The sequence below is a fragment of the Phyllobacterium myrsinacearum genome (assembly GCF_002980555.1).
Lineage (GTDB): Bacteria > Pseudomonadota > Alphaproteobacteria > Rhizobiales > Rhizobiaceae > Phyllobacterium > Phyllobacterium myrsinacearum.
The window spans coordinates 1345796-1371199 of sequence record NZ_PVBT01000001.1; the positions used below are offsets into that span (position 1 = coordinate 1345796).

The following is a 25404-nucleotide window of genomic DNA, read 5'->3' on the forward strand; positions in this document are numbered from 1 at the left end:
GTGAACCCCGGAACAGATCGCGAACGCCCATCGCGTTTCCCTGCGAAGCATGTCAAGATTGCTGGTGATTCGCAGCCCCTGTAGCATTGGCCAAAATACGATATGGATGATAATAACGACCTCTTTTCAGCGGTAGTCAAAACAGCCCGGGAACGCCAGGCGGCGGTGGACCAGACCAAGGTCGAACCAGCCGCGACGCCGGTGGCGCCGCCTGTCAAAATCGCCCCGGCTGCTTCCGCGAAGGCGCCGCCGCGCGCGGCGCCCGACGGCAGCTATAACGCCGCGGATATCGAAGTTCTTGAAGGTCTGGAGCCTGTCCGCCGCCGTCCCGGCATGTATATTGGCGGCACGGATGAGCGGGCGCTGCACCATCTCTTTGCCGAAGTCATCGACAACGCGATGGACGAGGCCGTGGCCGGCCATGCCAACTTCATCGACATCGACCTCAATGAAAACGGCTATCTCTCGGTCACCGACAATGGCCGCGGCATTCCCATCGATCCGCATCCCAAATTCAAGGACAAATCGGCACTGGAAGTGATCATGACGACGCTTCACTCCGGCGGCAAGTTCGACTCCAAGGTCTACGAGACCTCGGGCGGCCTGCACGGGGTCGGTGTCTCGGTGGTCAATGCCCTGTCGGATCATGTCGAGATCGAAGTCGCGCGCAACCGGCGTCTTTACCGCCAGCGCTTTTCCCGCGGCAAGCCGCTGGGACCGCTGGAAGATGCCGGCGAAGTGCACAACCGGCGCGGAACCCGCGTGACGTTCCACCCGGATGCCGAGATTTTCGGTCAGGGTGCGAAATTTGATCCGGCGCGCCTCTACAAGATGGCCCGGTCAAAGGCCTACCTCTTCGGCGGTGTGGAAATCCGCTGGAACTGCGCGCCATCGCTGCTCGATCCGAAAGACCCGACGCCCGACAAGGCGGTTTTCCATTTTCCCGGCGGGTTGAAGGATTATCTCGCCGCCTCGCTCGGCAAGGATTTTCAGATCACCCGCGAAATGTTCGCGGGCAAGACCGAAAAATCCGGCGGGCACGGCGCTCTGGAATGGGCGGTGGCCTGGTATGGCGGCGACGGTTTTGTCAATTCCTACTGCAACACGATTCCCACGGGCGAAGGCGGCACGCACGAGGCGGGCCTGCGCATCGCCCTCACCCGCGGCCTGAAAGCCTATGCGGAGCTGACCGGCAACAAGCGCGCCTCGATCATCACCACCGATGATGTGATGATCTCGTCGGCGGCCATGCTGTCGGTGTTCATCCGCGAGCCGGAATTCGTCGGCCAGACCAAGGACAAGCTGGCCACGGTCGAGGCGCAGCGCATTGTCGAAAACGCCATCCGCGATCCGTTCGACCACTGGCTTGCCGCCTCGCCGCAGGAGGCGTCGAAGCTGCTGGACTGGGTGGTGGAACGTGCCGACGAGCGCGTCAAGCGCCGTCAGGAAAAGGAAGTCAACCGCAAGTCGGCGGTGCGCAAGCTGCGCCTGCCGGGAAAACTCGCCGATTGCACCCAGACCGGCGCGCTGGGCGCTGAAATCTTCATCGTCGAGGGTGATTCCGCTGGCGGATCGGCCAAGCAGGCGCGGGACCGCGCCACGCAGGCGGTGCTGCCGCTGCGCGGCAAGATCCTCAACGTGGTCAGTGCCGGCCGGGAAAAGATGACGGCCAACCAGCAGATCGGCGACCTGATCCAGGCGCTGGGCTGCGGCACGCGGTCAAAATACCGCGACGAGGATTTGCGCTATGACCGCGTCATCATCATGACCGACGCCGACGTCGACGGCGCGCACATCGCCTCGCTGCTCATCACCTTCTTCTATCAGGAAATGCCCGAGCTCATCCGCAACGGCCACCTGTTCCTCGGCGTGCCGCCGCTGTACCGCCTCGCCCAGGGCGGCAAGGTCGCCTATGCCCGGGATGACGCGCACAAGGACGAACTCTTGCGCACGCTGTTCACCGGCAAGGGCAAGATCGAGATCGGACGCTTCAAGGGCCTTGGCGAAATGCGCGCCGACCAGCTCAAGGAAACGACCATGGACCGCCGGAAGCGCACGCTTTTGCGGGTGCAGATCGACGAGGAATGGATCGAGGAAACAAAACTCGCGGTCGACGACCTGATGGGCACCAAGCCGGAAGCCCGCTTCCGCTTCATCCAGGACCGTGCCGCCTTCGTGGAAGAGCTGGACATCTGAGTTTTGGCGATGGAACCTGTTTCAAATGGCGGTGCTTTGCATCGCCATTTTGTTTTGGGGGATGCGCTCATTAGCTCTCACCCCCCTCTGGGCTGCCGCCCATCTCCCCCACAAGGGGAGAGATCAGCTTTCATCATTGTTCAGGCCAATTTCCAACGCCACAGAACAAGCAAAGCCGTTCATGCCGATGTGATCTCCCCCCTTGTGGGGGAGATGTCCGGCAGGACAGAGGGGGGTGAAACGTCATTTGGCTGAAACTTATCCACCACGTCCCAACCTCGCTCATTCCCGGTGTGTCTTTCCGGCGGGAATGCTTCCGGAAACCTTCGAAAGTCAGGAAAGGACCGGCACTCCATTTCGCAGGCAAAACCTGCGGAATTCTTCGAGGCCTTTAAAACCGCTGTTTCCAAGGCACGCATCGTTGCCGTCCCAACACTTTGTTCAGGAGACCGGCGATACAACCTGCCGGCGGATCCGGGTTTGCCTTCTGCATCGACGCGGACAGCATTGCCGCCCCGCTTCCAAGGCGGCAATAGGCAAGGATGATCATGAGGTTATCCTCTGGCGCCTGTGTCATACGATGCTCCCTCTATCCGCCGAACAACCGGATATGCATTCTGTTGCTCGAGGCAAAAATGAGATAATGTTCTCGCCATATATAAATGTATGCAACACACATATATATGGGAAAACATGAGTCCACAACTGGTTAATATGCTGGGAGCCTTGTCACTGGCGCTTGCCGATGCACAAATTGAGGCAGTTCAAAAAGCGAGCGGGATCGGAACCGCTGGCTGCGCAACACTTGTCGCCTTGGGCCATTATCCCAACCTCACCATCCGGGAGATTGCGACAATCGCAGGCCTCAGTCACTCTGTCATTGTGCGGACGGTTGAAGCGCTGGTCGGTGCCGGGCTCATCACCAAGGCGCCCGGCAAGGACAAACGCGAAGTCACGTCGCACCTGACACCCGAAGGCAAGCGGCTTCGCGACGACCTCATTCACGCAAGGGAATCCGTTCTCAAAAAAGCGCTCATCACCCTCTCCCCGCAAAATCAGGACGTTCTTCATGGCCTGGTGAGCCAGATGCTGGAGAACATGACCACGAGCCGGGACCAATCCGATCATCTTTGCAGATTGTGCGACGAGGATGCCTGCGGCCCCGATTGTCCCGTTGAAATGCGTGTGCGAGGCATGCACGGGGACGGGTGATTTGCAGGGGGTTTTGTTTTTGAGGTAAGCGCTCAGTGGTGCTTTACCCCCTCTGGGCTGCCGCCCTCCGGGGCGAGCCACGGGTCTCGCCCGTCCTTCGCCCCCCCCCACAAGGGGGGAGATAAGCTTTCAGAGCTGTTTCAGCTAATCTTCAAGGGTGAAAGTTGACCGAGATGGTTGATGCCGATGTGATCTCCCCCCTTGTGGGGGAGATGTCCGGCAGGACAGAGGGGGGTGAAACGCGATTGGATCAAACTTATCCAACACACCCCAACCTCGCTCATTCCCGGTGTGTCTTTCCGGCGGGAATGCTTCCTCACCCCTCAAAAGTCGGGAAAAGGAAACGCAGCAGACGGAGCGGCGTCACGCACTCATTTGTGCCTTGTGCGAATACGATCAAGCATGTCAGCAATCACGTGATGCGGCTTTGATTTCATTATGGAATGCACGCCATCAATGCAATCTATCATATAGGTATGATATTCATCATAGGCGTCATAACCCAAATATCCCAATATAGATGTGTCATCCAAAAAACAGACACCGAATATTTTCCGGCCGCCATCAAATAGAGAATATTTCACATTGCACGATTCATGCACAACTGGCATGCGCACCAAATGAACCCCTTGTGATCTTATGGATTGATCATCGTTAAGCCACGCATAATGCGTATAGGTATGGACATGGTGAACATCGTTGATATTCCGGATGTCTTTTTCTCCATAATTTGACAGAAGGTCCCTTTCGGCATCCCCTGTCAAATGTATGTTCTTGACTATTTCCACTGACTATCAAACCTGATCTAGCTTATGTGCTGGGCTTGCTGGAGGGCCATGCAAGCATCCGCTTGATGCCGCGACTGAGGGGCCGCGAACCATGGGCCTGGCACCTGATTATAGCTTGTTTGAATATTTTGAGCGAACCTGATCGAGCATTTCGGCAATCAACGAAACGTTTTCCGAACTCGTAATGAGATTTATTCCATCAACGTAATCAATGACATAGCTATATTTTTCGTTGTAGGTAAATATCCCGATATAGCCCTTTCGACAAGGAATGACGCCGCTAACCCTTACGCCGAAAATCTTCTGATTATTATCAAAGTACGAAAATACATAATCATTAGCATCCTCAAAAAACTTTGTATTCTTTTGGAAAATGAAGTATCCACGCCTTTCAATTAATTTCGATTGATATTTCAGCATATCTTCAAAGGAAGAACCTCCTTTAAAAATACCTCTATACTAATACACATTTATACAGTTTGCATCTCCATATTTATTTATATTATTAATATCATAGTTTGACAGAAGATGATTTAGAGCATTATCCGTCAAAGCTATGTTTTTTACCATTTTCTTCAAATGCCAAACCTAGATTGTCTGAGGCGCTGCTGTTGTTGGAGGACATTCGCAGCCGATCAGATGCGGGCCGTAATCAAAACCACCAATCGCCGCCCCATACGAGATCGAGTTCGGCCTCCGTCAATTCACGCATGTCATCTCCTTTCGCAAAAGTACGCAACAGGATGGGTGTCGCGCTCAAAAGATGACTGAATTTATCCATTTTTAAAATTCGCAGTCCTACCTAGGTAGCGCGAACCACGCATGATGGTCCTGCCAGCCCGTTCGAAAAAATCACGCCAACTTATCCACGTTCTCCCATCCTCGCTTATCCTTCTCCTCGTCCTTTCCGGCGGGAATGCTTCCGGAAACCTTCGAAAGTCGGGAAAGGACCGGCACTTCATTCCGCAGGCAAAACCTGTAGGGATGAGGAGGTTGCGCTGAGGCTGTCCGCGTTTCTGATGAGGAAACAGGGCAGAACAGGCAAGACCTGAAATCGCCGGGGCGGGTGGTCCCAGGATCGCAAGCATAGCATACAGACTACCCCAAGACCCGCGTTCCCAGGGACCGCCCGTCTTTCCTCTTTTGCAATGGCCAGATGCGATCGCGGGCGTGGCAAGGCAATGCCGCGCCCGGCGCATATGCAAAGGGCGCCGTTTCCGGCGCCCTTGATATGAAGACAGATTGTCTAGATGTGCAGCGCGTGGCCCAGCGCCTTGAGCGCGGCTTCCTGAAACCCCTCGCCCTGCGTCGGATGCGCGTGGATGGTTCCGGCGATGTCTTCCAGCCGCGCGCCCATTTCCATGGCCAGCGCAAACGAAGCCGACAATTCGGAGACACCATGGCCGACGGCCTGGATGCCGAGGATGAGATGGTTGCTGGCGGCAGCCACCACCCGGACAAAACCCTCCTCGCCTTCCTTGGTCATGGCGCGGCCATTGGCGGCAAAGGGGAACATCCCGATCTTGACCTCGTGCCCGGCCTGCTTGGCCTCGTCGGGCGACAGGCCCACCGAGACGATTTCCGGATCGGTGAAGCAGACGGCGGCAATGGCCCGCTTGTCCCAGCTGCGGTTTTCGCCCGCGACGATCTCCGCCACCATTTCGCCCTGCGCCATGGCGCGGTGCGCGAGCATCGGCTCGCCGGTGACATCGCCGATGGCGTAGACGCCGCGCATGGAGGTGCGGCACTTGTCGTCAATGCGGACAAAGCGGCCATCCATGTCGATATCGATCTCTTCCAGCCCCCAGCCCGCGGTGACCGGCTTGCGTCCGACCGTCACCAGGATCTTGTCGGCGGCAATGCGCTCGTCCTTGCCATCGGCGGTTTCGATCAACAGCGCATCGCCCTTGCTGCTCACGCCCTTGGCCTTGGCGCCGGTGAGAACGGTGATGCCGAGCGTGTTCAGGTGCTTGACCACCGGGCGCGTCAGCTCCGCATCATATTGCGGCAGAACTTTTGACTGGGCTTCGACCACGGTGACCTTGGAGCCAAGCTTGGCATAGGCCGTGCCGAGTTCGAGGCCGATATAGCCGCCGCCGACCACGACGAGCTTTTCCGGAACGTCCGGCAGCGAAAGCGCTTCGGTCGAGGAAATGACATTGCCGCCGAACGGCAGCGACGGCACCTCGACCGGCGTCGACCCCGTGGCGATGACGACGTTTTCGGCGCGGATGATCTGCAGGCCGGTCAGCGTTTCCACCTCGATGGTCTTGCCGTCGCGGAAGCGGGCCTTGCCGGTGACGATCTTGACATTTGCCTTCTTGAGCAAGCCGGCAACGCCGTTGTTGAGGCGGCTGACAATACCATCCTTCCAAGCGATGGTTTTGCTGAAATCGATGGCCGGTTCGGCAAGCGAGATGCCGAGCGGCGTCTGCCGGGCGGCGAAATGCGCCACCTTGGCGAATTCATCGGCGGCGTGGATCAGCGCCTTGGACGGAATGCAGCCGACGAGCAGGCAGGTGCCGCCGACCTTCGCCGCCTCGACGATCACCGTATCGACATTGAGCTGTCCGGCGCGGATGGCGCAGACATAGCCACCGGGGCCAGCACCGATGACCAGCAGCTTGCAGGAAATATCTTTCATCGGATCACCCCTCCACGAATATCAGCGCTGGCGTTTCGAGCAGCGTCTTGATCCGCTGAATGAAGACTGCGGCGTCCCAGCCGTCGATCACCCGGTGATCGAAGCTTGAGGACAGGTTCATCATCTTGCGCGGAATGAAGGCCGCGCCGTCCCATACCGGCCGGGTCATCATCTTGTTGACGCCGATGATGGCGACTTCCGGATAGTTGATCACGGGCGTCGTGACGATGCCGCCCATGCTGCCCAGCGAGGTGATGGTGATGGTCGAACCGGTCAGCTGCTCGCGCGTTGCCGTGCCGGTCTTGGCCGCTTCCGCCAGAAGATTGACCTCGGCGGCACAGCCCCACAGATCGCGCGCTTCCGCATGCTTGACCACGGGAACCACAAGGCCGGACGGTGTCTGCGCGGCAATGCCAATATGCACCCCGCCATGCTGGTGAATGACATTGGCGTCATCGTCATAAAGCGCATTCAGCTGCGGCTGTTCGGCAATGGCCTTCACCATGGCGCGCATCAGGAACGGCAGCAGCGTCAGTTTCGGCTGGTCTGCGCGCTTTTTGCCGTTGAGCAGGGCACGCAGTTCCTCCAGCGAGGTAACATCGATCTCCTCGACATAGGTGATGTGCGGGATGTGCGATTTGGCAATCGCCATCTTTTCCGCAATCTTGCGGCGCAGGCCCACCACCTTGATCTCCTTGACCGACGTGTCCGGCGCAAGACCGGAGACCACCGGCTTTTGCGCACCACGGGCAAAGAAACTGTCGAGATCTTCATGGGTAATGCGCCCGGCCGGACCGGTGCCGGTCACCTGGCGCAGGTCGACGCCCGCTTCCCGTGCCCGCAGGCGCACCGCAGGCGGAGCCAGCGGCTTGTCACCCTCGGCGCGCGGTGCCCCGATGGCGAGCGGCGCGGCGGCTGGCGCGTGGACAACCGGAGCAGCGGGCTTTTCAGGCTTTGCAGCCTTGATTTCCGGTTTTGGCTCTGCCTTGGCGGGCTGGGGTTTTGGTTCTTCCGCCTTGGCGGGCTTGGCCGGTTCGGCAGCGGGGGCATGGCCCTCGCCTTCGACTTTCAGGCGGATGATCGGCGAACCGATGGCGATCACCTGTCCGATCTCGCCGCCCAGCCAGAGGATTTCACCGTCGACCGGGGATGGAATTTCCACGGTCGCCTTGTCGGTCATGACGGCGGCAAGGATCATGTCCTCGCGCACGAGATCACCGACCTTCACATGCCATTCGACGAGTTCGGCTTCTGCAACGCCTTCACCGACATCCGGCAGCTTGATGACAAATTCACCCATCGTCTGCTCCTACCCTTCCAGCGTTTCAAGGAATGCACGGCCAACGCGCGCGGGACCCGGAAAATAGTCCCACTCCTGCGCATGCGGATAGGGCGTATCCCAGCCCGTCACCCGCGCCACCGGCGCTTCCAGATTGTAGAAACAATGCTGCTGGACCAGTGCGGCGAGTTCCGCACCGAAACCGGAGGTCAGCGTTGCCTCATGCACGATGACGCAGCGGCCCGTCTTGGTGACGGATTCAACGATGGTTTCCAGATCGAGCGGCAGCAGCGTGCGCAGATCGATGATCTCCGCGTCGATGCCGGTCTCCTCGGCGGCGGCTTCCGCCACATAGACCATCGTGCCATAGGCCAGCACGGTCAGCTGTTTGCCCTCGCGGCGCTTGATGGCCTTGCCCAGCGGCACCGTATAGTGCCCATCCGGCACCTCGCCCAGTTCATGCTTCGACCACGGCGTCACCGGGCGGTCATGATGGCCGTCGAACGGACCGTTATAGAGCCGCTTCGGCTCGAGGAAGATCACCGGGTCCGGGTCTTCGATGGATGAAATCAGCAGGCCCTTGGCATCATGCGGATTGGACGGCACGACCACCTTCAGACCGGAAACATGCGTGAACAGCGCTTCCGGGCTCTGGCTGTGGGTCTGGCCGCCGAAAATACCGCCGCCCGCCGGCATGCGGATGACGATCGGCGCGGTAAAGCCGCCATTGGAACGGTAGCGCAGGCGCGCGGCTTCCGAGACGATCTGGTCATAGGCCGGATAGACATAGTCGGCGAACTGGATTTCAACGCAGGGTTTCAGGCCATAGGCCGCCATGCCGATGGCGGCGCCGACGATACCGCCTTCGCTGATCGGGGCATCGAAACAGCGGGTCTTGCCGTATTTGGCCTGCAGCCCGTGGGTGCAGCGGAACACGCCGCCGAAGAAACCGACGTCTTCACCGAACACGACCACGTTGTCGTCGCGTTCCATCATCACATCCATCGCGTCACGGATGGCTTCAATCATTGTCTTACGCGGCATCCCTCACACTCCCGCCTGCTGGCGCTGACGACGCAGATGCGGCGGCATTTCCTCGTAGACACCTTCGAACATGTCGCGCGCCGACGGCTTGCCGCCCGCATGCAGCGTGCCAAAACTTTCGGCTTCCTTCTGGGCGGTGATCACGCTGTCGAGAATTTCCGCTTCCGCCTGGGTATGCCGCTCCTCCGACCAGACGCCGCGCCCGATCAGGTGGTTCTTCAGGCGCATGACGGGATCGCCGAGCGGCCAGGCATCGGATTCGGTCTTCGGCCGGTAGGCGGACGGATCGTCCGAGGTGGAGTGCGCCCCGGCACGGTAGGTGACATATTCGACAACGGTGGGCCCGAGATTGCGCCGCGCCCGCTCGATGGCCCATTTGGCCACGGCGAAAACAGCGAGGTAATCATTGCCGTCGACCCGCAGTGCCGGCATGCCGAAGCCGAGGCCACGCGCGGCGAAGGTCCCGGCACCGCCGCGGGCAATGCCCTGGAAGGTGGAGATCGCCCACTGGTTGTTGACGATGTTGAGGACGACCGGGGCCTTGTAGGTGGAGGCAAAGACCAGCGCGGCGTGGAAATCCGATTCCGCCGTCGATCCGTCGCCGATCCAGCCGGCTGCGATCTTGGTATCCTTCTTGATCGCCGATGCCATGGCCCAGCCGACCGCCTGGATATATTGCGTCGCCAGATTGCCGGAGATCGAGAAGAACCCGTGCTCCTTCGAGGAATACATGATGGGGAGCTGGCGGCCCTTGAGCGGATCTCTTTCGTTGGAATAGATCTGGCACATCATCTCGACCATCGGGTAGCCGCCGGCAATGAGCAGACCGGCCTGACGATAGGTCGGGAAATTCATGTCGCCCGGCGACAGCGCCATGCGGAAGGCGCAGCTCACGGCTTCTTCGCCCAGATGCTGCATGTAAAAGGAGGTTTTGCCCTGCCGCTGGGCGATCTGCATGCGCGCATCGAAGGTGCGCAGCGTCATCATGTGGCGCAGGCCCTCCACCAGCTGGTCATCCGTCAGCTCGCCAGCCCACGGGCCGACAGCCTCGCCGTCGCGGTTGAGAACACGAATGATTGAAAACGCCAGATCGCGGATTTCCTCCGGATTGGCATCGACGGGCGGGCGGCGCACCGAACCCGCTTCGGGAATGTTCACATTGGAAAAATCAGGCTCGCCGCCGGGACGCACGGCCGGTTCGGGCACGTGCAGGCTTAGTGGACCAAATTCACTCGTGGAATCATCGGGCATTCAGCAGACCTCCCAGTCACGCGATGTTTGCGCACTCTACCATGAAATATTAGGTCAATAATACTGTCTTATTATTCCGCCTTGCTCCCCGCAAATGCCGGCAAACATCAATATCCAGCGGCAACAACATGAAATCTATGATCATTCCGGCGCGGCTTCGGGACGGAGCCACGGCACTGCGCCGGAAAAAAGCAATTTTGCATCACGGAACACGCGGCGCGCATATTCATTCGTTCACGCAGGCATCTGATTTTGTAATCAAATATGCGCTCGTGGCGAAAAAGCCGGGTCAAGCGGCGGCGATGGCCAGTCCGTGGCTGCGCGCATTCTCCCGAATCGCTTCCAGGTAAATCTTGCGCAGGAGCGACTGCATGCCGTCATTGGCCGCGGTCAGGTCGTGCACCATTGCAGGCTTTTCCGGCGCCAGACGTTCCATCATGCGGCGGGTGACCTCCTGTGCCCCGATGGCCAGCTTGCCATTAGCGACATCACGCCAGGCATGCAGCGCGACGCGCAGCGGCTGGTGCGTGCTGTCGGGCAGTCCGGCGGCACTGAACAGCGCGCCGAGGGCTGCATCGCGGCCATCGATCAGAAGATTGCGCACCCGGGCAAGATTATGCCCGGACAGCGCCACCAGAATGGCGCCAAAAAAATCGATCTTGCCGGAGGCAACGATGCGGATGACAAAGGCCGTGGTCAGGTCGCCGCGCAGCTGCAGATGCTCGATCAGCGCCGGATATTGCGCTGGCGGGGTTTCGGCAACCAGACTGATCGAGGCCTTGACGCAGGCTTCGCTGGTGATGCGCCGGGCGCGGCGCTCGCCCATCAGGGCCATGACCATATCCATCTGGCACAGGGCTTCGGCCACCCTGATCGCCAGCGCATGACGGCAATCGGCGGGCAAGCGGTCATCATCGGCGAGCAGCGAGCGGATATCAGCGACATGGCCAAGGCGCTCGACCAGACGGCGGAAGCTGATGTCGGCAATCTCGGCGCGGCTGTTGGCCAGCAGGTCGAGAATGGCAACCGGTTCGGCGATCTCGATCAGCGCCGCGCTGACGGCAAAGGACACCTTGGCCCTGCCCGCAATCACCCTCTGGCTTTGCGCACAGCCCCCGGCAATGCAGTCGATCAGGTCGATATCGGTCAGCACGGTCGAGCGCGCCAGCATATAGGCGGCAATTTCCGCCTGGTCGCGCGAAAGGCTGGCGACGATGTGGGCGGGCGCATGGGCGCTTGTCGAAAAAGCTTCGGCCAGAGCAAGCCGCACCTTTGGCGACGGATCATCGAGCAGCAGCGTCAGCGCCGCCTCCGCCGCACAGCGGTCTTCGAAAGCGCGTCCGGTTTCAAGATAGACATGGGCCAGCGCCCCTGCGGCATGGCAACGCTGTGCCGCAGAAGCATGTCCGACCATCGCCAGATAATGCTGTATTGTCATGAATTTATACCCCAAGCCCTTATTGCAGCCAAGGCTAGCGGCAAAAGGTTTACGATCGGTTCACCATGTCGATTAACCATGTTGTTTCGGCGCCGCGAGAGAACTTTGATCCTTCCCCGTTGCGAACCCGCCGAAGCCGCCCTAGTCTTTCGCCAAAAATCGCATCGAGGAGACGCCAGCACATGGCCGGACTGTATCTGGAAGAATTCGAAGTCGGGCACGTGTTCAATCACAGCCTGCGCAAGACCATCACCGAGAGCGACAACATGCTGTTCTCGGTCATGACACTCAACACGCAGCCGCTGCACATCGATTTCGACTTCGCCGCCAAGACCGAATGGGGCAAGCCGCTGGTCAATTCGCTGTTCACGCTCGGCCTGATGATCGGCATTTCCGTCAATGACACCACCATCGGCACGACGATTGCCAATCTGGGCATGACCGACGTGACCTTCCCTGCCCCGCTGTTCCACGGCGATACGGTGCGGGTGGAGACAACGGTGCTTTCAACGCGGCCGTCCCAATCCAAGCCGGATCGCGGCGTCGTTGTGTTCGAGCATCGCGCCTACAACCAGAACGGCGTTCTCGTTGCCAAATGCACGCGTCAGGCGATGATGAAATCCAGGAGTGCTGCCTGATGCGCTCGCTTTTGTTCGTGCCGGGCGATTCGGAAAAGAAGCTGGAAAAGGGTCTTGCCAGCGGCGCTGATGTGCTGCTGATCGATCTGGAAGATTCGGTCAGCGCCGAGCGCAAGCCCGCTGCCCGGCAGATCGCGGCGGATTTTCTTAAATCGAACCGGGACAAGAATTCACAACGCCTGTTCGTGCGCATCAATGATCTGGCGAGCGGGCTTGCCGATGCCGATCTCGAGGCGGTCATGCCATCGCTTCCCCACGGGATTCTGCTGCCCAAATCCAACAGCGGCAAGGATGTGACGCGGCTGTCGGCCAAGCTGAACGTGCACGAGGCCCATGCGGGCGCGCCGGAGGGGTCGACGCAGATTCTCGCCATTATCACCGAAACCGCGCTCGGCACCCTGTCGGCAGCCAGTTATCCCGATGCATCGGCACGCCTCATCGGCCTCACCTGGGGCGCGGAAGACCTGTCGGCGGTCATTGGCGCACGTGCGGTGCGCGATGACAACGGGCGCTATACGGATGTTTTCCGGCTGGCGCGGGCGCTGACCGTTCTTGGCGCTTCGGCCGCCGATACCGCTGCCATCGATACGGTCTACATCAACTACAAGGACGATGCCGGGCTTGCCCGCGAATGCGCCGAGGCGGAGCGTGACGGCTTTACCGCCAAGCTCGCCATCCATCCGGCGCAGGTCCCGGTGATCAACGCCGTGTTCACGCCCTCAGCCGAAGCGGTGGCACAGGCGCAAAAGATCATCCGGGCGTTCGCCGACGATCCCGCTGCGGGTGTCATCGGCATTGATGGGCTGATGTTCGACCGCCCGCATCTGCGCCGGGCGGAACGGCTGATGGGACGGGTTGGTGCTGTTTAAGTCGATAAGGGATGCAATTACCCCCCTCTGCCCTGCCGGGCATCTCCCCCACAGGGGGGGAGATCACATTGGCATCAACGCTTTTGCGTTGTTCTTAATGTTGAAGATTGGCTGAAACAGCAATGACAGCTGATCTCCCCCCTTGTGGGGGAGATGGGCGGCAGCCCAGAGGGGGGTGTTTGCATTAACGCCTTCACCCCTCCCACTTCGGCCGGAACATCTGAAACGTTTCCGACACGGTTGCAAAGTCCATATAGCCAAGCCGCGACACCGGCTGCGCCTTGGTCATGTCGACAAGGCCGTTGGTCAGGATCGCCTCGTCGATGTGAACGCCGACGACTTCGCCGGTGACCATCAGTGCCTGCACCGGATTGCCATGGCGGTCGACGGGGTGACGGATGTCGGTGACGACGCATTCCAGCGTTGCAAAGGCTTCGGCCACGCGCGGCGCACCAATCAGCCTGCAATCGGCGGCATTGAGGCCGGCATAGTCGAACTCGCTGACGCCGCGCGGCGCATTGACCGATGTTTTGTTCATGGCCACCGACAGATTGGCGCTGACGAGATTGGCGGCAAACTCCCGCGTTTCCTCGATGAAGGTGACGCTGTCCTTGCGCCCCTCCGAGGAAAACATGATCAGGCAGGGTTTCGTGCTGATCATGTTGAAGAAGGAATAGGGCGCCAGGTTGATTTTGCCCTCCGCCGAACGGCTGGATATCCAGCCGATGGGACGGGGCGAAACGATGGCCTTCAACGGATCATGCGGCAGGCCGTGGCCGTCCTCGAATTTGTAGAACATCGCGGCTCAGCCCTTCCACGGCCCGGCATATTCGGACAGGATATCCTTCACCTCGGGACGCGGGCGTTCCGGCACTTTCGCGTCGCAGCTGCCGATATGGACAAAACCGGCCACCCGCTCATGCGGCGCGAGGCCAAGCAGCGCCCGGCCCTTCTCATCGGATGAATACCAGTTGCTGATCCAGTTGGTGGCATAGCCAAGCCCGTTGGCCGCGTGGACGAGGTTCATCGCCGCCGCACCGGACGACAGGAACTGTTCCCATTCCGGGATGTGATGATCGACCTTGGAGAAGATCACGCCGATGACCAGCGGCGCCCGGGCAAAGCGCTTCAGCTCCTGCTCGCGCCGCTGTTCGGTCAGCGGCCCTTCCCGTTCCTCGGCCAGGTCAGCGAGATATTTGCCGACCTCGACGCGCGCATCGCCGCGGTAAAGGACAAAACGCCAGGGCGTCAGGCGGCCGTGATCGGGCACGCGTGCGGCGATGCGGACCATGGTTTCGATCTCCGCATCGCTTGGACCGGGAAGGCCAATGGCGGAAATCGGGGTTGAGCTGCGCTGCGACAGAAAATCAATGATGGGAGAAGGCATGAAACGGGGTACCAGATGCTGTTTTTCGAATGGGCGGACAATGTCGCGGTTTCACCGGCCGTGTAAAGTCATGATCGCGTGAAAAAGCCTTGAAATTGCCACCGGCTTCGGATCAAAACAGTGCATGGGCATATTCGACACTCAGAAAGCGGGCTTCAGCTCCGGCGCATCCTGGATTTTGCAGGCGGCGCTGGCGGCAGCTCTCCTATCAACGGGCGCCTGGGCGCAGGCGCTCGCCCCCGAGATGGCCACGCCCGACGTGGAATTGCCGTCTATCCCCAGCATCAACCAATATGCCAACCCGAAAGCCCCGGCCAACAATCCGCTTGCCACGGAGGCCGAGCTGGTCCTGTCGGCCAAACTGGCGGAGAACGGCGAAAACATCGGCCGCGGCCTCGTCTGGCGCGTGTTCGCGCCGGATGCCGATACGGATGGCAAGCTGCCATTGCTGGCCACGGCCAAGGGCGGCACGACATCGTTCAACCTCGCCCCCGGCAGCTATCTCGTGCATGTGGCCTTCGGCCGGGCGGGCGCCACCAAGCGCATCACCATGACCCGCGCCAAGCGCAACGAGACGATGATTCTCGATGCGGGCGGCGTCAAGCTCAACGCGGTTCTGTCGGGCGGCGCGCGCATTCCGCAGGACCAGCTGCGATTCTCCATCTATGAGGATCACGAGGATGCCAGCGGCGAACGCGCGCTCATCATTCCCGACGTCAAGCCGGAAAGCGTCGTGCGGCTGAATGCGGGGACCTATCAGATCGTCTCCAATTACGGCACGGCCAATGCGGTCATCCGCGCGGATATCCGTGTCGAGGCCGGCAAGATCACCGAGGCCAATGTGGAGCACCGGGCCGCGCAGCTAACGATGAAACTGGTGCGGGAAGCGGGCGGCGAAGCCCTTGCCGATACCGCCTGGTCGGTGCTGACGACCTCGGGCGACATCGTGCGCGAAAGCGTCGGCGCCTTTGCCTCCATCGTCCTGGCGGAAGGCGAATACGTCATCATCGCCAAGAACAAGGACAAGATTTACCAGCGCGATTTCAAGGTCGTCGCCGGGCGCAACCAGGATGTGGAACTTCTGGCGACCAATGGCGCCAGCGCCGCCTCCACCGCCAATCAGCCCGCCAGCGGCGACGATCCGCTGGACTGAGGTTTGACCGGAGCCAGCGCAAACACCGCGTCATACATATAATCCAGCAGGTGCTTGCGGTCGGCCAGCGGCGCCAGTTCCGGCCAGTCCATCGTCCGGCCGATGCGCACGGTGATGGCCTTGCCGGACAGTTTGCGGAATTCGCGGATGAGCAGCGAGATGCGCAGCGTCATCGAAATCTTGCTGGCGAGATGAAAAACCCGGCCATTCTGCCCGCCGAAATAGACCGGAATGACCGACGCCTTGGCCTGCTGCACCAGCTTAGCCGGAAAAATCTTCCAGGGCAGATCCTCCGCCCGGCCAAAGCCCTTGGGCGCCGTGGCAACCCCGCCCGCCGGGAAGACGACGATGGTAACGCCCTCCTTCAACAGGCGTACCGCCTCATGGCGGGTGGCCATGTTCATCGCCACCGCTTCCTTGGTTTCGTCGAAGCAGACCGGCAGCGCATAGGGGCGGATTTCCGGCACCTTCATCAGATCGTTGTTGATGAGCACGCGGAACGGCCGGCCGAGCTGTTCGGCCAGCGCCAGCGCGGCGATGCCGTCGCCGATACCGAAGGGATGGTTGGCGACGATCACCAGGGGCGTATCGGGTACATGCTGCGGCGGCCACTGGTCCGCAACGTCGAGCCTGATGTTGATGAGGTCCATCATGCGGCAGAACACATCGATCCCCGCCGGGACGATGTCGGTGCGCCAGGCATTGTAGAGCCGGACATAGTGGTCGCGGCCGGACAGGCCTTCAATCGAACGGATCAGCCATTGGGTGATGCGCGACTGGGTGTCATTGGCGTAGGAGAGTTCTCTGAACTGCACGATCGCATCCCGGCAAATAATGAAACGGCTGAATAGTCACGCAACTCCATGACAACGTGATGAAAGTCACCACGCTGTCACAAAGCAATGGGTGGCATCTGCTAGTGGAACGAATTTGACATTCGCATCCCATTTGACATCACGCGGGGCAGGCGAATGTCAAATTCAAAGTTCCACTAGAATTATAGACTTGCTAGTGGTCCTTCGATTCTGACATTTGCCTGAATGGCTGGTATCAAAGGGGTGCAAATGTCAGAATCGGACCACTAGATTACTTTGTGAACTGGCGCAACAGAGGACACATTTTATGACTCTTCTACGGCCACATGCCGCCTGTTACGTCACCGCCAAAACTGCTCCCGTGTCGTACTGACGCACAAAGTCGACCCGCGTGCCGTTCCAGTGATAACAATAGTGCCGTCCCTGGACGGGAATGGGTATCGCGTCCGGCCAGAAGATACCGATGCACCGTTGACCGCGCATTCGAACGCTGTTCCACAGGAGGCCATCGCTTCCCGCGGCCCGAAGCCCACGTCCCTCAACCTGCGAAGCGGTGTAATCGTGCGGATGAAGAACGTCGGGCACCGCGTTCACGTCGTCCAGTGCCCGGTCCAGGCTGCCCACCAGGACACGGAAGTCCGAGGTCCAGCCCGGAGACTGAGGTGTTGAACGCATGAATTCCTGATGGTGGTGTATGGTTTCGGCAACGGCGACTTCTTCACTGTCGCCTGCATAATAGATACCATAGCTTCCGTCCGTGAAGCGGCCCGGCCGCCCTGTGGAGCAATGGACAAAGGGGGCCATGACATAACTGGCGCCGATGCCCGACACGCGACGGTGCGCGGGTACCTTGCCAAGATCGCCCACCTCAAATCGAATGCGCGGATTCGTTTTCGCCTCGACAGCGACCAGCGCCTCCCAGTCGCGCGGATCGGCGATGTCCTCGAACAAATCGATGGGCGGATAGATGGATCGGATAATGCGGTAGGTTTTGGGCCACTGTACCTGGGTTCGGACAGCAAGGCCACTTACCACGCACTGCGCTCCGCATCGAGCCATTCACGCATTACCGCCAGATCAGAAAGCTCGCCTTGAAGCATCACATCGAGCGCTGACTTACCGCCAAAGGCCGTATTGGGCGCTTTAATCCACTCATATCCTCTTGCCGGGTCCTTAAACAGGTGCCGGACGCCCTTATGAATCCCCATCAGATGCGCCATCCGCATTTTCAGGTCTCGATCGACACGCCCTACATTGCCTTCTTTCCAACGCGCCCAGGTGCGGGCCGACAAACCACCGAGCAAGGTGCAGGCTTGTGCGTCGGTGAGTTTCCAGGCGTTGAAGAGGTTCACCGTCGTGCGGGCAAGCGCCCCTGCTTCCACATCGGTGATTTCAGCAGATGACCGGTTGAATGGAGTCGAAGCGATAGGCTGGAGTTGCATGGCAACCTCCCTTTCTGGCATAAACCTAACAGATTATTGCCAATTGGCAAGAATTATTTCTTCGGACAGCTTTTGCGAAGGACAATCTCGTCGCGCTCCGTTGGATGCTTTTTGGGGGCCGATCAGATTAATCTTAACCGCTTCGACCCTTGCCATAGGCAATTCAAGCTCCCGTTCTGACCGTGGCCTGCACTGCTGCTTTTTCACGGCGATCTCCTGCCCACATAATGAGCGAGGCTGTTAAAATCAAAACTCCACCGAGAAATTGCAGATATCCCAGGCGCTCGCCAATGATCAGGAACGCCAGACCTGCAGCCCACAAAGGTTCCAGTAAATAAGTAAACGATACGAATACCGCAGACAGGTGCTTTTGAGCATATGTCGAGAACAAAACCGGCAGCATCGTCGTAAATATAGCCGAGTAAGCACCAACAAATACAAAGTCCCTGCTATGAAACACCTGAAGTGGCGCGGTTCCGATTCCAATATAAACAACAATCGCAAGTGCAGAAACCGTAAGCATTTGTGCTGCCCACAAGATCAGCGAATTGGCTCTCTCCCCAGCCCGGCGTTCCAGCAATAGAATATAGAGAACAAAAACAGCCGTTGCGACAAATGCTAAAATGTCTCCACGCCAATTGCCACTGGCATTGAAACCGCTGGAGATGAGGACCACTGCTCCAGCGAATGCAATAAGCGCGGCCAGAAGATGGCGCGATAGAAGCTCTATGCCGAAAACAAGCCATGCAGCGAAGACTGTCATGGGACCAATGAGTGCAGGATAAAAACCCGCGTTCGTCACCATCGTGAAAGAAATCGACCATACGCTTATGAACATGTTCAAAAACAATACGGATCCCAGCAAGAGGCCTGAAACCACTGTATCTCTATCCAGTTCCTTCAGATGGAAGACGAGAATCCCAATGGAAATCGGAAACAAGAACAAGGCTTCAAGGGACAAAAAACTCCCCGCATCTATCCAGTCTAATGTCTTTGCGACAACGACATAGTAGCTTCCGGCGAGCGCCGGATTACACAAAATAGCCGCTCGCGGAAGAATATCGGAAAGATTTATCAAGATAATCTCTCAGCCGATTTCATGCCAAAGTGATTGAGAATCCGTCAGAGCAATTTTCAAGAACGACCCGCCAAAGTCGCCGGGATAGCATGAAACTGCTTCGTTTTCCCCGGCCATGGCGTGCCCATCCACATTGCATTTGTGGAGGCAGTTTATCAGGCGATGTGCATCCCAGGAATCCGCAGAGCTACCGAGGCATACAAGCCCGCCTTGCTCAGCGCCCACTGAAACAGCTGTATTAACCCGGCGCACGCAACGCCATGACAGCGTGATGAACGTCACCACGCTGTCACAAAGCAATGTACGGACTTACTGCGCCGCGGCGCGTAGCAGGTCCGGCGGCGTGGCTTCCTCGCCGAGCTGGCGGATCGCATCGTCAAGGCTGAGCGACGTCTGGTTCTGCGAACCCAGACGGCGCATGTTCACCGTCCGCTCCTCCGCCTCGCGCATGCCGCAGACGAGAATGACCGGGACCTTCTGCAGGGAGTGCTCGCGCACCTTGTAGTTGATCTTCTCATTGCGGAAGTCGGTGATGACCTGCAGCCCCGCCGCCTTCAGTTCCTTGGCGACCTGCCTGCCGTAATCGTCGGCTTCCGTGGTGATCGTGGCCACCACCACCTGCACCGGCGCAAACCACAGCGGCAGATGACCGGCAAAGTTCTCGATGAGAATGCCGAGGAAGCGCTCCATCGAACCGCAGATGGCGCGGTGGATCATGACAGGCTGCTTCTTTTCCGACGTGGAGTCGATATAGAAGGCACCGAACCGCTCGGGCAGGTTGAAATCGACCTGCGTCGTGCCGCATTGCCATTCGCGGCCGATGGCGTCCTTCAGCGTGTATTCGAACTTGGGACCGTAGAAGGCACCCTCGCCCGGCAGAATGCCGGTCTTGATGTCGTTCGACTGTTTTTGGATCTGCTCCAGCACGCCCATCATCACGCTTTCAGCCCGATCCCACAACGCATCGGAACCGACACGCTTTTCCGGGCGCGTCGACAGCTTGATGGTGATCTCGTCGAAGCCGAAATCCTTGTAGACCGACAGGATCAGGTCATTGATGCGCAGGCATTCGGCCGCCATCTGCTCGTCCGTGCAGAAGACATGCGCATCGTCCTGCGTGAAGCCGCGCACGCGCATCAGGCCGTGCAGCGCGCCCGATGGTTCATAGCGGTGCACATTGCCGAATTCCGCAAGCCGCACCGGCAGATCGCGGTAAGACTTCAAGCCATGCTTGAAGATCTGCACGTGGCCCGGACAGTTCATCGGCTTGAGCGCAAAAACACGTTCGTCATCGGTTTCATCGCCGGCGACCGTGACCTTGAACATGTTGTCGCGATACCAGCCCCAGTGACCCGACGTCTCCCACAGGGATTTGTCCAGCACCTGCGGCGCATTGACTTCCTGATAGACACCGTCGAGACGGCGGCGCATGTAGCTGACCAGCGTCTGGAACATGCGCCAGCCCTTGGCGTGCCAGAACACGACGCCGGGGCCCTCCTCCTGGAAATGGAACAGGTCCATTTCGCGGCCGAGCTTGCGGTGATCGCGCTTTTCCGCCTCTTCCAGCACGTGCAGGTAGGATTGCAGCTCGGCATCGGTGGCAAAAGCGGTGCCGTAAATGCGGCTGAGCATCGGGTTGTTGCTGTCGCCGCGCCAGTAGGCGCCGGCCACCTTCATCAGCTTGAAGGCATTGCCGATCTGGCCGGTCGAGGCCATGTGCGGGCCGCGGCACAGATCATACCAGTCGCCCTGCGCGTAAATCTTCAGGTCCTGCCCTTCGGGAATGGCATCGACCAGCTCGACCTTGTAGGCCTCGCCCTTGTCGGCAAAAACCTTGCGGGCTTTTTCGCGCGACCAGATTTCCTTGGTGAACGGCCGGTTGCGCGCAATGATCTCGCGCATCTTCTTCTCGATGAGCGGCAGGTCATCGGGCGTGAACGGCTCGTTCTTGGCAAAATCGTAATAGAACCCGTTCTCGATCACCGGGCCGATGGTGACCTGGGTGCCCGGAAACAGCTCCTGCACGGCCTCGGCAAGGACATGGGCGCAATCGTGCCGGATCAGCTCGAGCGCACGCGGATCGTCGCGGGTCAGGATTTCAATCTTGCCGGAGTCCTGCAGCGGATCGGACAGATCGCGCACGACGCCGTCGACCGCATAGGCCACGGCCTTCTTGGCCAGGGATTTCGAAATGGATTCGGCAAGTTCCGCACCGGACAGGGCCGCGTCGTAGTCGCGCTTCGAGCCATCGGGGAATTGCATGGATACAGTTTTGGAAACTGTCTGTGACATCAGTTGCTCCTATCCAGTCCCGCCAACAATCGCGGGTGGTGTTTCATGACCGGAACGGCTCCGGCGAGCGGACTTTTATGCGCAGTTTTGCCCGGCGTAAAGTGGCGGTTGCGGAAAAGCGGGTTTTACGGTCAAGGATGCGTGTGGGCTATTCCCGGCGCAAGCGCACGCCCGGACCGCTTGCGGAGGCCTGGCCGTCGTCAAGCAGTTCGACACCGGCGGTGAACAGCGCGCTGCGAATGGCTTCCAGCGTGTCGATCCTGCCGCGAACGATTGCTTGGCCTGCCCCCTCGAAATTACGGATCGTGTTGATGCCAACCCCGGCAGCGTCGGCAAGGGCTTTCTGGTCCATCCCCGCCAAGGCACGCGCCGCTTTGATCTGGTTCCCTGATACCGGCATGCATACTCCAGACACTTTTATTTGGGTTTTACCGCGTTGTGGCGCTGGCACAAATCGGCAACCCTACGCATCGGGATCGAACGCACCATTATATAGATAACAATAGTAAACTAAAGATATCTATTGTTTTATAAAGATATTCATATATAAAGGCAGATATCTTTCAGGAGTTATCGTGGCCCGCCCAAAGCCCCAGAGCGCTATTCGCTTTCCTCTCTCTTCGGTTTTCGGAACCGAAGCCAACGTCAGGGTCGTGCGTGAACTGTCACGCCATGGCGGTCAACTGGATGCATCCACTCTCGTCAAGAGAACAAAACTGACGCTGCCTTCGGTGCTCAATGCGCTTTCCATTCTCGTCGCGTTCGGCATACTTGACGAAGTGGGCAGTGGACGCACTCGGCTTTTCAGCATGAGCCGAACATCGCCGCTCAACACGTCCATTCTGTCTCTCTTCGACGCAGAAGAGGCACGCTTCAATGCTGTTATCGATGCTCTAAGAGAGTGCGTAGCCTCACTCGGCAACAAAGTGATAGCGGCATGGATTTATGGCAGTGTCGCCCGGGGAGAAGATCGTGCGGAAAGCGATCTTGATATCGTCCTTATCGCTCAAGACGCCGATGTTTCGTCTGTGCAAAGCGGGAGCGTCGATTTTCTATTGGCCAGAGGTGAGGACCTATCGTTCTCACCATCGGTCAATACGCTTTCACGCGCCGATCTTAGACGATTAATGGGAAACAATGATCCGTTGTGGCAAGCACTTGCGGCCGATGCTTTGGTGGTCAGCGGTCCGCGCCCCACATCCATCTTTCAAGCAGTTCCTGATAAGGCAATTCCAACGTGACAAGAAGCGGCTCCACGAAAGCAGTTGACGCCAGCCACGGCTTAAATCGCCTACCAAAGGCCCAAGAAACGAGATTGGCCCGAATACTCGGGAATAAGGACTTGGCCCAATATGGCGGGCGTTTCATGCTGCTCTCTGACGCCCAGTCACTGCTAACCCAACTCGAAGAATACGCCGCATGGGCCGAATCCGAGATGACCCGCGCTTAATCGGCACCCGGGTGGCGTTAGATCAATGCTGACAACCCATTCTATCTATTTTTGCTCACCCCCCAATACCGCCAGGGCATGTACCAGACGAAACGCTTGTCCAGCGTTGCCGGTACCGGATCAAGGCCGCTGGTGCCGCCAGGCCCGCAGCGCACGAACCGGAACAGGCCCATCCACCCGCCGGTCCACAGGCCATGGCGGGCGATGGATTCATAGGCATATTCGGAACAGGTTGGCAGGTGGCGGCAGGAATTGCCGATGAAACCCGACAGCGTCAGCTGGTACAGCCGGACAAACGCCGTGCCGAACAGTCGCCCCGGCGTCTTGCGCCACGGCCCGCTCCAGTTGCGGGAATATTTTTTGCCCGCCGCAGGCGGATGGTTGTGGGCCGGGTCAGCGCACATTGGCGGCTCAGGCGGCTGCTTCGGCGTTTTTCTTCTCGATCTGGTCGAGGCAATCCACCACCGCCTCGAAGGTCAGCATGGTGGAATTGTGCCGGGCCTTGTAATCGCGCACCGGTTCGAGGAATTTCAGGTCGTCAAAACGGCCTTCCGGCGGCGCACCATTCTCTTTCAGCATTTTGAACATGGCATCACGCACCGCGCGCAATTCCCCGCCGGTGGCGCCGATCACATGCCGCGCCATGATCGACGAGGATGCCTGCCCGAGCGCGCAGGCTTTGACGTCGTGGGCGAAATCCGTCACCACGCCGTCCTTCATCGTGAGATCGACGATCACGGTCGATCCGCACAGCTTCGAATGGGCCTTTGCCGTCGCATCGGGATTGTCCAGACGGCCGAGGCGCTGGATGTTTCCGGCAAACTCCAGAATGCGCGTGTTGTAGACATCATTGATCATAATGAGCTTCCGCTGGTGGCACGGCCCGAAGCGAAGCGCAAACAGACAATTGTCTATCGCTTAGGCCCTATGAATCCCAAATTCACTCTCTATATAGTATGTGAGCGGGCGAGCACAAAGCGCCATGGCGTAAATTCTGCGCCAGTGGTAGATGTAATGGCCCAGGTTCAAGCCTCAGGGCCAAGCCGGCTTCAATACACCACGTATTCGTTTCGCAACGACTATCGTGTATTGCCGTTTAACTCGTCGCTCCATCGAGGGCGACTACGGGAGATCGCGATGGATGCGGTAATCAAAAGTTTGCAGTCACCGACTGGCAATCAGAATAATCTACGACGCCCAACCCAGGAAGAAGCGGAAGCCGCCGTTCGCACGCTGCTGCTCTGGGCTGGCGACAATCCGGACCGCGAAGGCCTGCTCGACACGCCGCAGCGCGTGGCAAAAGCCTATAAGGAACTGTTTTCGGGCTATCATGAAGACCCGGAAGAGGTGCTCGGACGCACCTTTGAAGAAGTTGCCGGCTATGACGACATCGTCTTCATCAAGGACATACCGTTCTTTTCGCACTGCGAGCATCACATGGTGCCCATCATCGGCAAGGCGCATGTCGCCTATCTGCCCGATGGCGAGAAAGTGGTCGGCCTGTCAAAGATCGCCCGCGTCGTGCATATCTATGCCCGCCGCCTGCAGACGCAGGAGAGCATGACCGCCCAGATCGCCAATGCGATCCAGGGAGCGCTGCGCCCGCGCGGCGTGGCCGTCATGATCGAGGCCGAGCATATGTGCATGGCCATGCGCGGCATCCGCGTGTCCGGTTCAACGACGACCACCACCACCTTTACCGGTGCCTTCAAGAGTGACGTCAACGAACAGGTGCGCTTCATGACCCTTCTCAAGGGTCGCTAGTGGTCCGATTCTGACATTTGCATCCCGTTGATACAGGCCGTTCAGGCAAATGTCAGAATCAAAGGACCACTAGCAACTATAAGATTCTAGTGGAACTTTGAATTTGACATTCGCATGCTGCGCGTCATGTCAAATGGGATGCGAATGTCAAATTCGTTCCACTAAACCAGTCTTTTCCAGAATTGGCAGTCATGTCCAACAGTTCCTTTTCACCGGCCCTCGCCGACAAGCATGCAAACGAAGAAGGCGCGGTGTTCGCACCGCGCTTCGATGCCGCCGGTCTCGTCACCACCGTCGTCACCGATGCGCGTGACGGCCATCTGCTGATGGTCGCGCATATGAACGCGGAGGCATTGCGCCTGACGCTGGAGACCGGCATTGCGCATTACTGGTCGCGGTCGCGCCAGTCGCTGTGGAAGAAGGGCGAAACCTCCGGAAATCTGCAGACCGTCGTCAGAATGCGCACCGATTGCGATCAGGACGCGCTTTGGCTGGAGGTAACGGTGGCTGGAAACGGCCCGACGTGCCATACTGGCCGCCGATCATGTTTCTACCGTCAGGTCATCAGCGAAAATGGCACATCCCACCTGGTCATGACACCGGAGGCGTAGCACGTTTCTGCTCTCCGGCGCCCTGTACTCCCCTGTCTCATTTTTGATTGGTT

Annotated in this window: 25 protein-coding genes; 8 read left to right on the forward strand and 17 right to left on the reverse strand. The window is 59.0% G+C overall.

Annotation, left to right across the window (positions count from 1 at the left end; genetic code table 11):
- Nucleotides 1–102: 102 nt before the first annotated feature.
- Together parE and C5750_RS06565 are read left to right on the forward strand one after the other, a co-directional pair.
- Nucleotides 103–2196 carry a DNA topoisomerase IV subunit B gene (gene parE, locus C5750_RS06550; RefSeq protein WP_105732965.1) on the forward strand — a complete coding sequence of 698 codons (2094 nt, stop codon included), beginning with the start codon at nucleotides 103–105 and terminating at the stop codon, nucleotides 2194–2196.
- Nucleotides 2197–2889: 693 nt separating this feature from the next.
- Nucleotides 2890–3408: a MarR family winged helix-turn-helix transcriptional regulator gene (locus tag C5750_RS06565; protein ID WP_158531252.1), complete on the forward strand. Its 519-nt coding sequence runs from the start codon at nucleotides 2890–2892 to the stop codon at nucleotides 3406–3408.
- A gap of 371 nt (nucleotides 3409–3779) precedes the next feature.
- Here the strand turns inward: C5750_RS06565 and C5750_RS26320 are convergent, their stop codons facing one another.
- The 7 genes from C5750_RS26320 to C5750_RS06595 form a co-directional block, all read right to left on the reverse strand.
- The gene (locus tag C5750_RS26320; protein ID WP_130502054.1) at nucleotides 3780–4172 is read right to left on the reverse strand and encodes a hypothetical protein; all 393 of its coding nucleotides are present in this window, start codon (nucleotides 4170–4172) and stop codon (nucleotides 3780–3782) included.
- A 676-nt stretch (nucleotides 4173–4848) separates the two neighbouring features.
- The gene (locus C5750_RS26915) at nucleotides 4849–4977 is read right to left on the reverse strand and encodes a hypothetical protein (protein ID WP_280952399.1); all 129 of its coding nucleotides are present in this window, start codon (nucleotides 4975–4977) and stop codon (nucleotides 4849–4851) included.
- A 465-nt stretch (nucleotides 4978–5442) separates the two neighbouring features.
- Nucleotides 5443–6840 (reverse strand): dihydrolipoyl dehydrogenase, encoded by a 1398-nt coding sequence (gene lpdA / locus C5750_RS06575; protein WP_105732969.1) that lies wholly within the window; start codon nucleotides 6838–6840, stop codon nucleotides 5443–5445.
- A gap of 4 nt (nucleotides 6841–6844) precedes the next feature.
- Nucleotides 6845–8140: a dihydrolipoamide acetyltransferase family protein gene (locus tag C5750_RS06580; protein WP_105732970.1), complete on the reverse strand. Its 1296-nt coding sequence runs from the start codon at nucleotides 8138–8140 to the stop codon at nucleotides 6845–6847.
- A 9-nt stretch (nucleotides 8141–8149) separates the two neighbouring features.
- Complete coding sequence (locus tag C5750_RS06585) at nucleotides 8150–9163, reverse strand: alpha-ketoacid dehydrogenase subunit beta (RefSeq protein WP_105732971.1); 1014 nt, start codon at nucleotides 9161–9163, stop codon at nucleotides 8150–8152.
- Between the two features lie 3 nt (nucleotides 9164–9166).
- Nucleotides 9167–10414, reverse strand: a complete 1248-nt coding sequence (locus tag C5750_RS06590) for a 3-methyl-2-oxobutanoate dehydrogenase (2-methylpropanoyl-transferring) subunit alpha (RefSeq protein WP_105732972.1) — start codon at nucleotides 10412–10414, stop codon at nucleotides 9167–9169.
- A gap of 289 nt (nucleotides 10415–10703) precedes the next feature.
- On the reverse strand, nucleotides 10704–11852 hold the full coding sequence (locus C5750_RS06595; RefSeq protein WP_105732973.1) for a DUF2336 domain-containing protein: 1149 nt from the start codon (nucleotides 11850–11852) through the stop codon (nucleotides 10704–10706).
- Between the two features lie 65 nt (nucleotides 11853–11917).
- Here C5750_RS06595 and C5750_RS06600 point away from each other — a divergent pair, with 65 nt between their 5' ends.
- Nucleotides 11918–12490, forward strand: coding sequence for a MaoC family dehydratase (locus tag C5750_RS06600; protein WP_483428608.1), 573 nt, complete (start codon nucleotides 11918–11920; stop codon nucleotides 12488–12490).
- Complete coding sequence (locus tag C5750_RS06605; RefSeq protein ID WP_105732975.1) at nucleotides 12490–13359, forward strand: HpcH/HpaI aldolase/citrate lyase family protein; 870 nt, start codon at nucleotides 12490–12492, stop codon at nucleotides 13357–13359. Before C5750_RS06600 ends, C5750_RS06605 begins: the two co-directional genes overlap by 1 nt.
- 193 nt (nucleotides 13360–13552) lie before the next feature.
- Here the strand turns inward: C5750_RS06605 and C5750_RS06615 are convergent, their stop codons facing one another.
- On the reverse strand, nucleotides 13553–14158 hold the full coding sequence (locus tag C5750_RS06615; RefSeq protein ID WP_105732976.1) for a flavin reductase family protein: 606 nt from the start codon (nucleotides 14156–14158) through the stop codon (nucleotides 13553–13555).
- A 6-nt stretch (nucleotides 14159–14164) separates the two neighbouring features.
- Entirely contained in the window at nucleotides 14165–14746 is a 582-nt protein-coding gene (locus C5750_RS06620; protein ID WP_105732977.1) for a nitroreductase family protein, read from the reverse strand.
- Nucleotides 14747–14870: 124 nt separating this feature from the next.
- On the opposite strand from C5750_RS06620, the gene C5750_RS06625 reads away from it, so the two are divergent.
- Nucleotides 14871–15899, forward strand: coding sequence for a hypothetical protein (locus tag C5750_RS06625; protein ID WP_245420993.1), 1029 nt, complete (start codon nucleotides 14871–14873; stop codon nucleotides 15897–15899).
- On the opposite strand, the gene C5750_RS06630 is transcribed toward C5750_RS06625, so the two are convergent.
- From C5750_RS06630 to C5750_RS06655, 6 genes are all read right to left on the reverse strand, one after another.
- Nucleotides 15866–16714, reverse strand: coding sequence for a lysophospholipid acyltransferase family protein (locus C5750_RS06630; protein ID WP_105732978.1), 849 nt, complete (start codon nucleotides 16712–16714; stop codon nucleotides 15866–15868). The genes C5750_RS06625 and C5750_RS06630 overlap by 34 nt on opposite strands.
- Before the next feature lie 336 nt (nucleotides 16715–17050).
- A complete protein-coding gene (locus tag C5750_RS06635; protein ID WP_105732979.1) occupies nucleotides 17051–17749 on the reverse strand; it encodes an RES family NAD+ phosphorylase in 699 nt (232 codons plus the stop codon).
- A complete protein-coding gene (locus C5750_RS06640; protein WP_105733158.1) occupies nucleotides 17743–18156 on the reverse strand; it encodes an MbcA/ParS/Xre antitoxin family protein in 414 nt (137 codons plus the stop codon). The genes C5750_RS06635 and C5750_RS06640 overlap by 7 nt, the downstream gene beginning before the upstream one ends.
- A 163-nt stretch (nucleotides 18157–18319) precedes the next feature.
- The gene (locus C5750_RS06645; RefSeq protein ID WP_105732980.1) at nucleotides 18320–19234 is read right to left on the reverse strand and encodes a DMT family transporter; all 915 of its coding nucleotides are present in this window, start codon (nucleotides 19232–19234) and stop codon (nucleotides 18320–18322) included.
- A gap of 309 nt (nucleotides 19235–19543) precedes the next feature.
- Nucleotides 19544–21526 (reverse strand): threonine--tRNA ligase, encoded by a 1983-nt coding sequence (thrS, locus tag C5750_RS06650; RefSeq protein ID WP_105732981.1) that lies wholly within the window; start codon nucleotides 21524–21526, stop codon nucleotides 19544–19546.
- Nucleotides 21527–21674: 148 nt separating this feature from the next.
- Nucleotides 21675–21926, reverse strand: coding sequence for a helix-turn-helix domain-containing protein (locus tag C5750_RS06655; RefSeq protein WP_105732982.1), 252 nt, complete (start codon nucleotides 21924–21926; stop codon nucleotides 21675–21677).
- Nucleotides 21927–22101: 175 nt separating this feature from the next.
- Here C5750_RS06655 and C5750_RS26745 point away from each other — a divergent pair, with 175 nt between their 5' ends.
- Nucleotides 22102–22767, forward strand: a complete 666-nt coding sequence (locus tag C5750_RS26745) for a nucleotidyltransferase domain-containing protein (protein WP_199537970.1) — start codon at nucleotides 22102–22104, stop codon at nucleotides 22765–22767.
- 250 nt (nucleotides 22768–23017) lie between these two features.
- On the opposite strand, the gene yidD is transcribed toward C5750_RS26745, so the two are convergent.
- Complete coding sequence (gene yidD / locus C5750_RS06670; protein WP_105732984.1) at nucleotides 23018–23380, reverse strand: membrane protein insertion efficiency factor YidD; 363 nt, start codon at nucleotides 23378–23380, stop codon at nucleotides 23018–23020.
- 7 nt (nucleotides 23381–23387) lie between these two features.
- A complete protein-coding gene (locus C5750_RS06675) occupies nucleotides 23388–23834 on the reverse strand; it encodes an iron-sulfur cluster assembly scaffold protein (protein WP_105732985.1) in 447 nt (148 codons plus the stop codon).
- A gap of 279 nt (nucleotides 23835–24113) precedes the next feature.
- Between C5750_RS06675 and folE the strand changes: the two genes are divergently transcribed.
- Nucleotides 24114–24740, forward strand: a complete 627-nt coding sequence (folE, locus tag C5750_RS06680) for a GTP cyclohydrolase I FolE (protein WP_105732986.1) — start codon at nucleotides 24114–24116, stop codon at nucleotides 24738–24740.
- Nucleotides 24741–24931: 191 nt separating this feature from the next.
- On the forward strand, nucleotides 24932–25351 hold the full coding sequence (gene hisI, locus C5750_RS06685) for a phosphoribosyl-AMP cyclohydrolase (RefSeq protein WP_105733160.1): 420 nt from the start codon (nucleotides 24932–24934) through the stop codon (nucleotides 25349–25351).
- Nucleotides 25352–25404 lie beyond the last annotated feature (53 nt).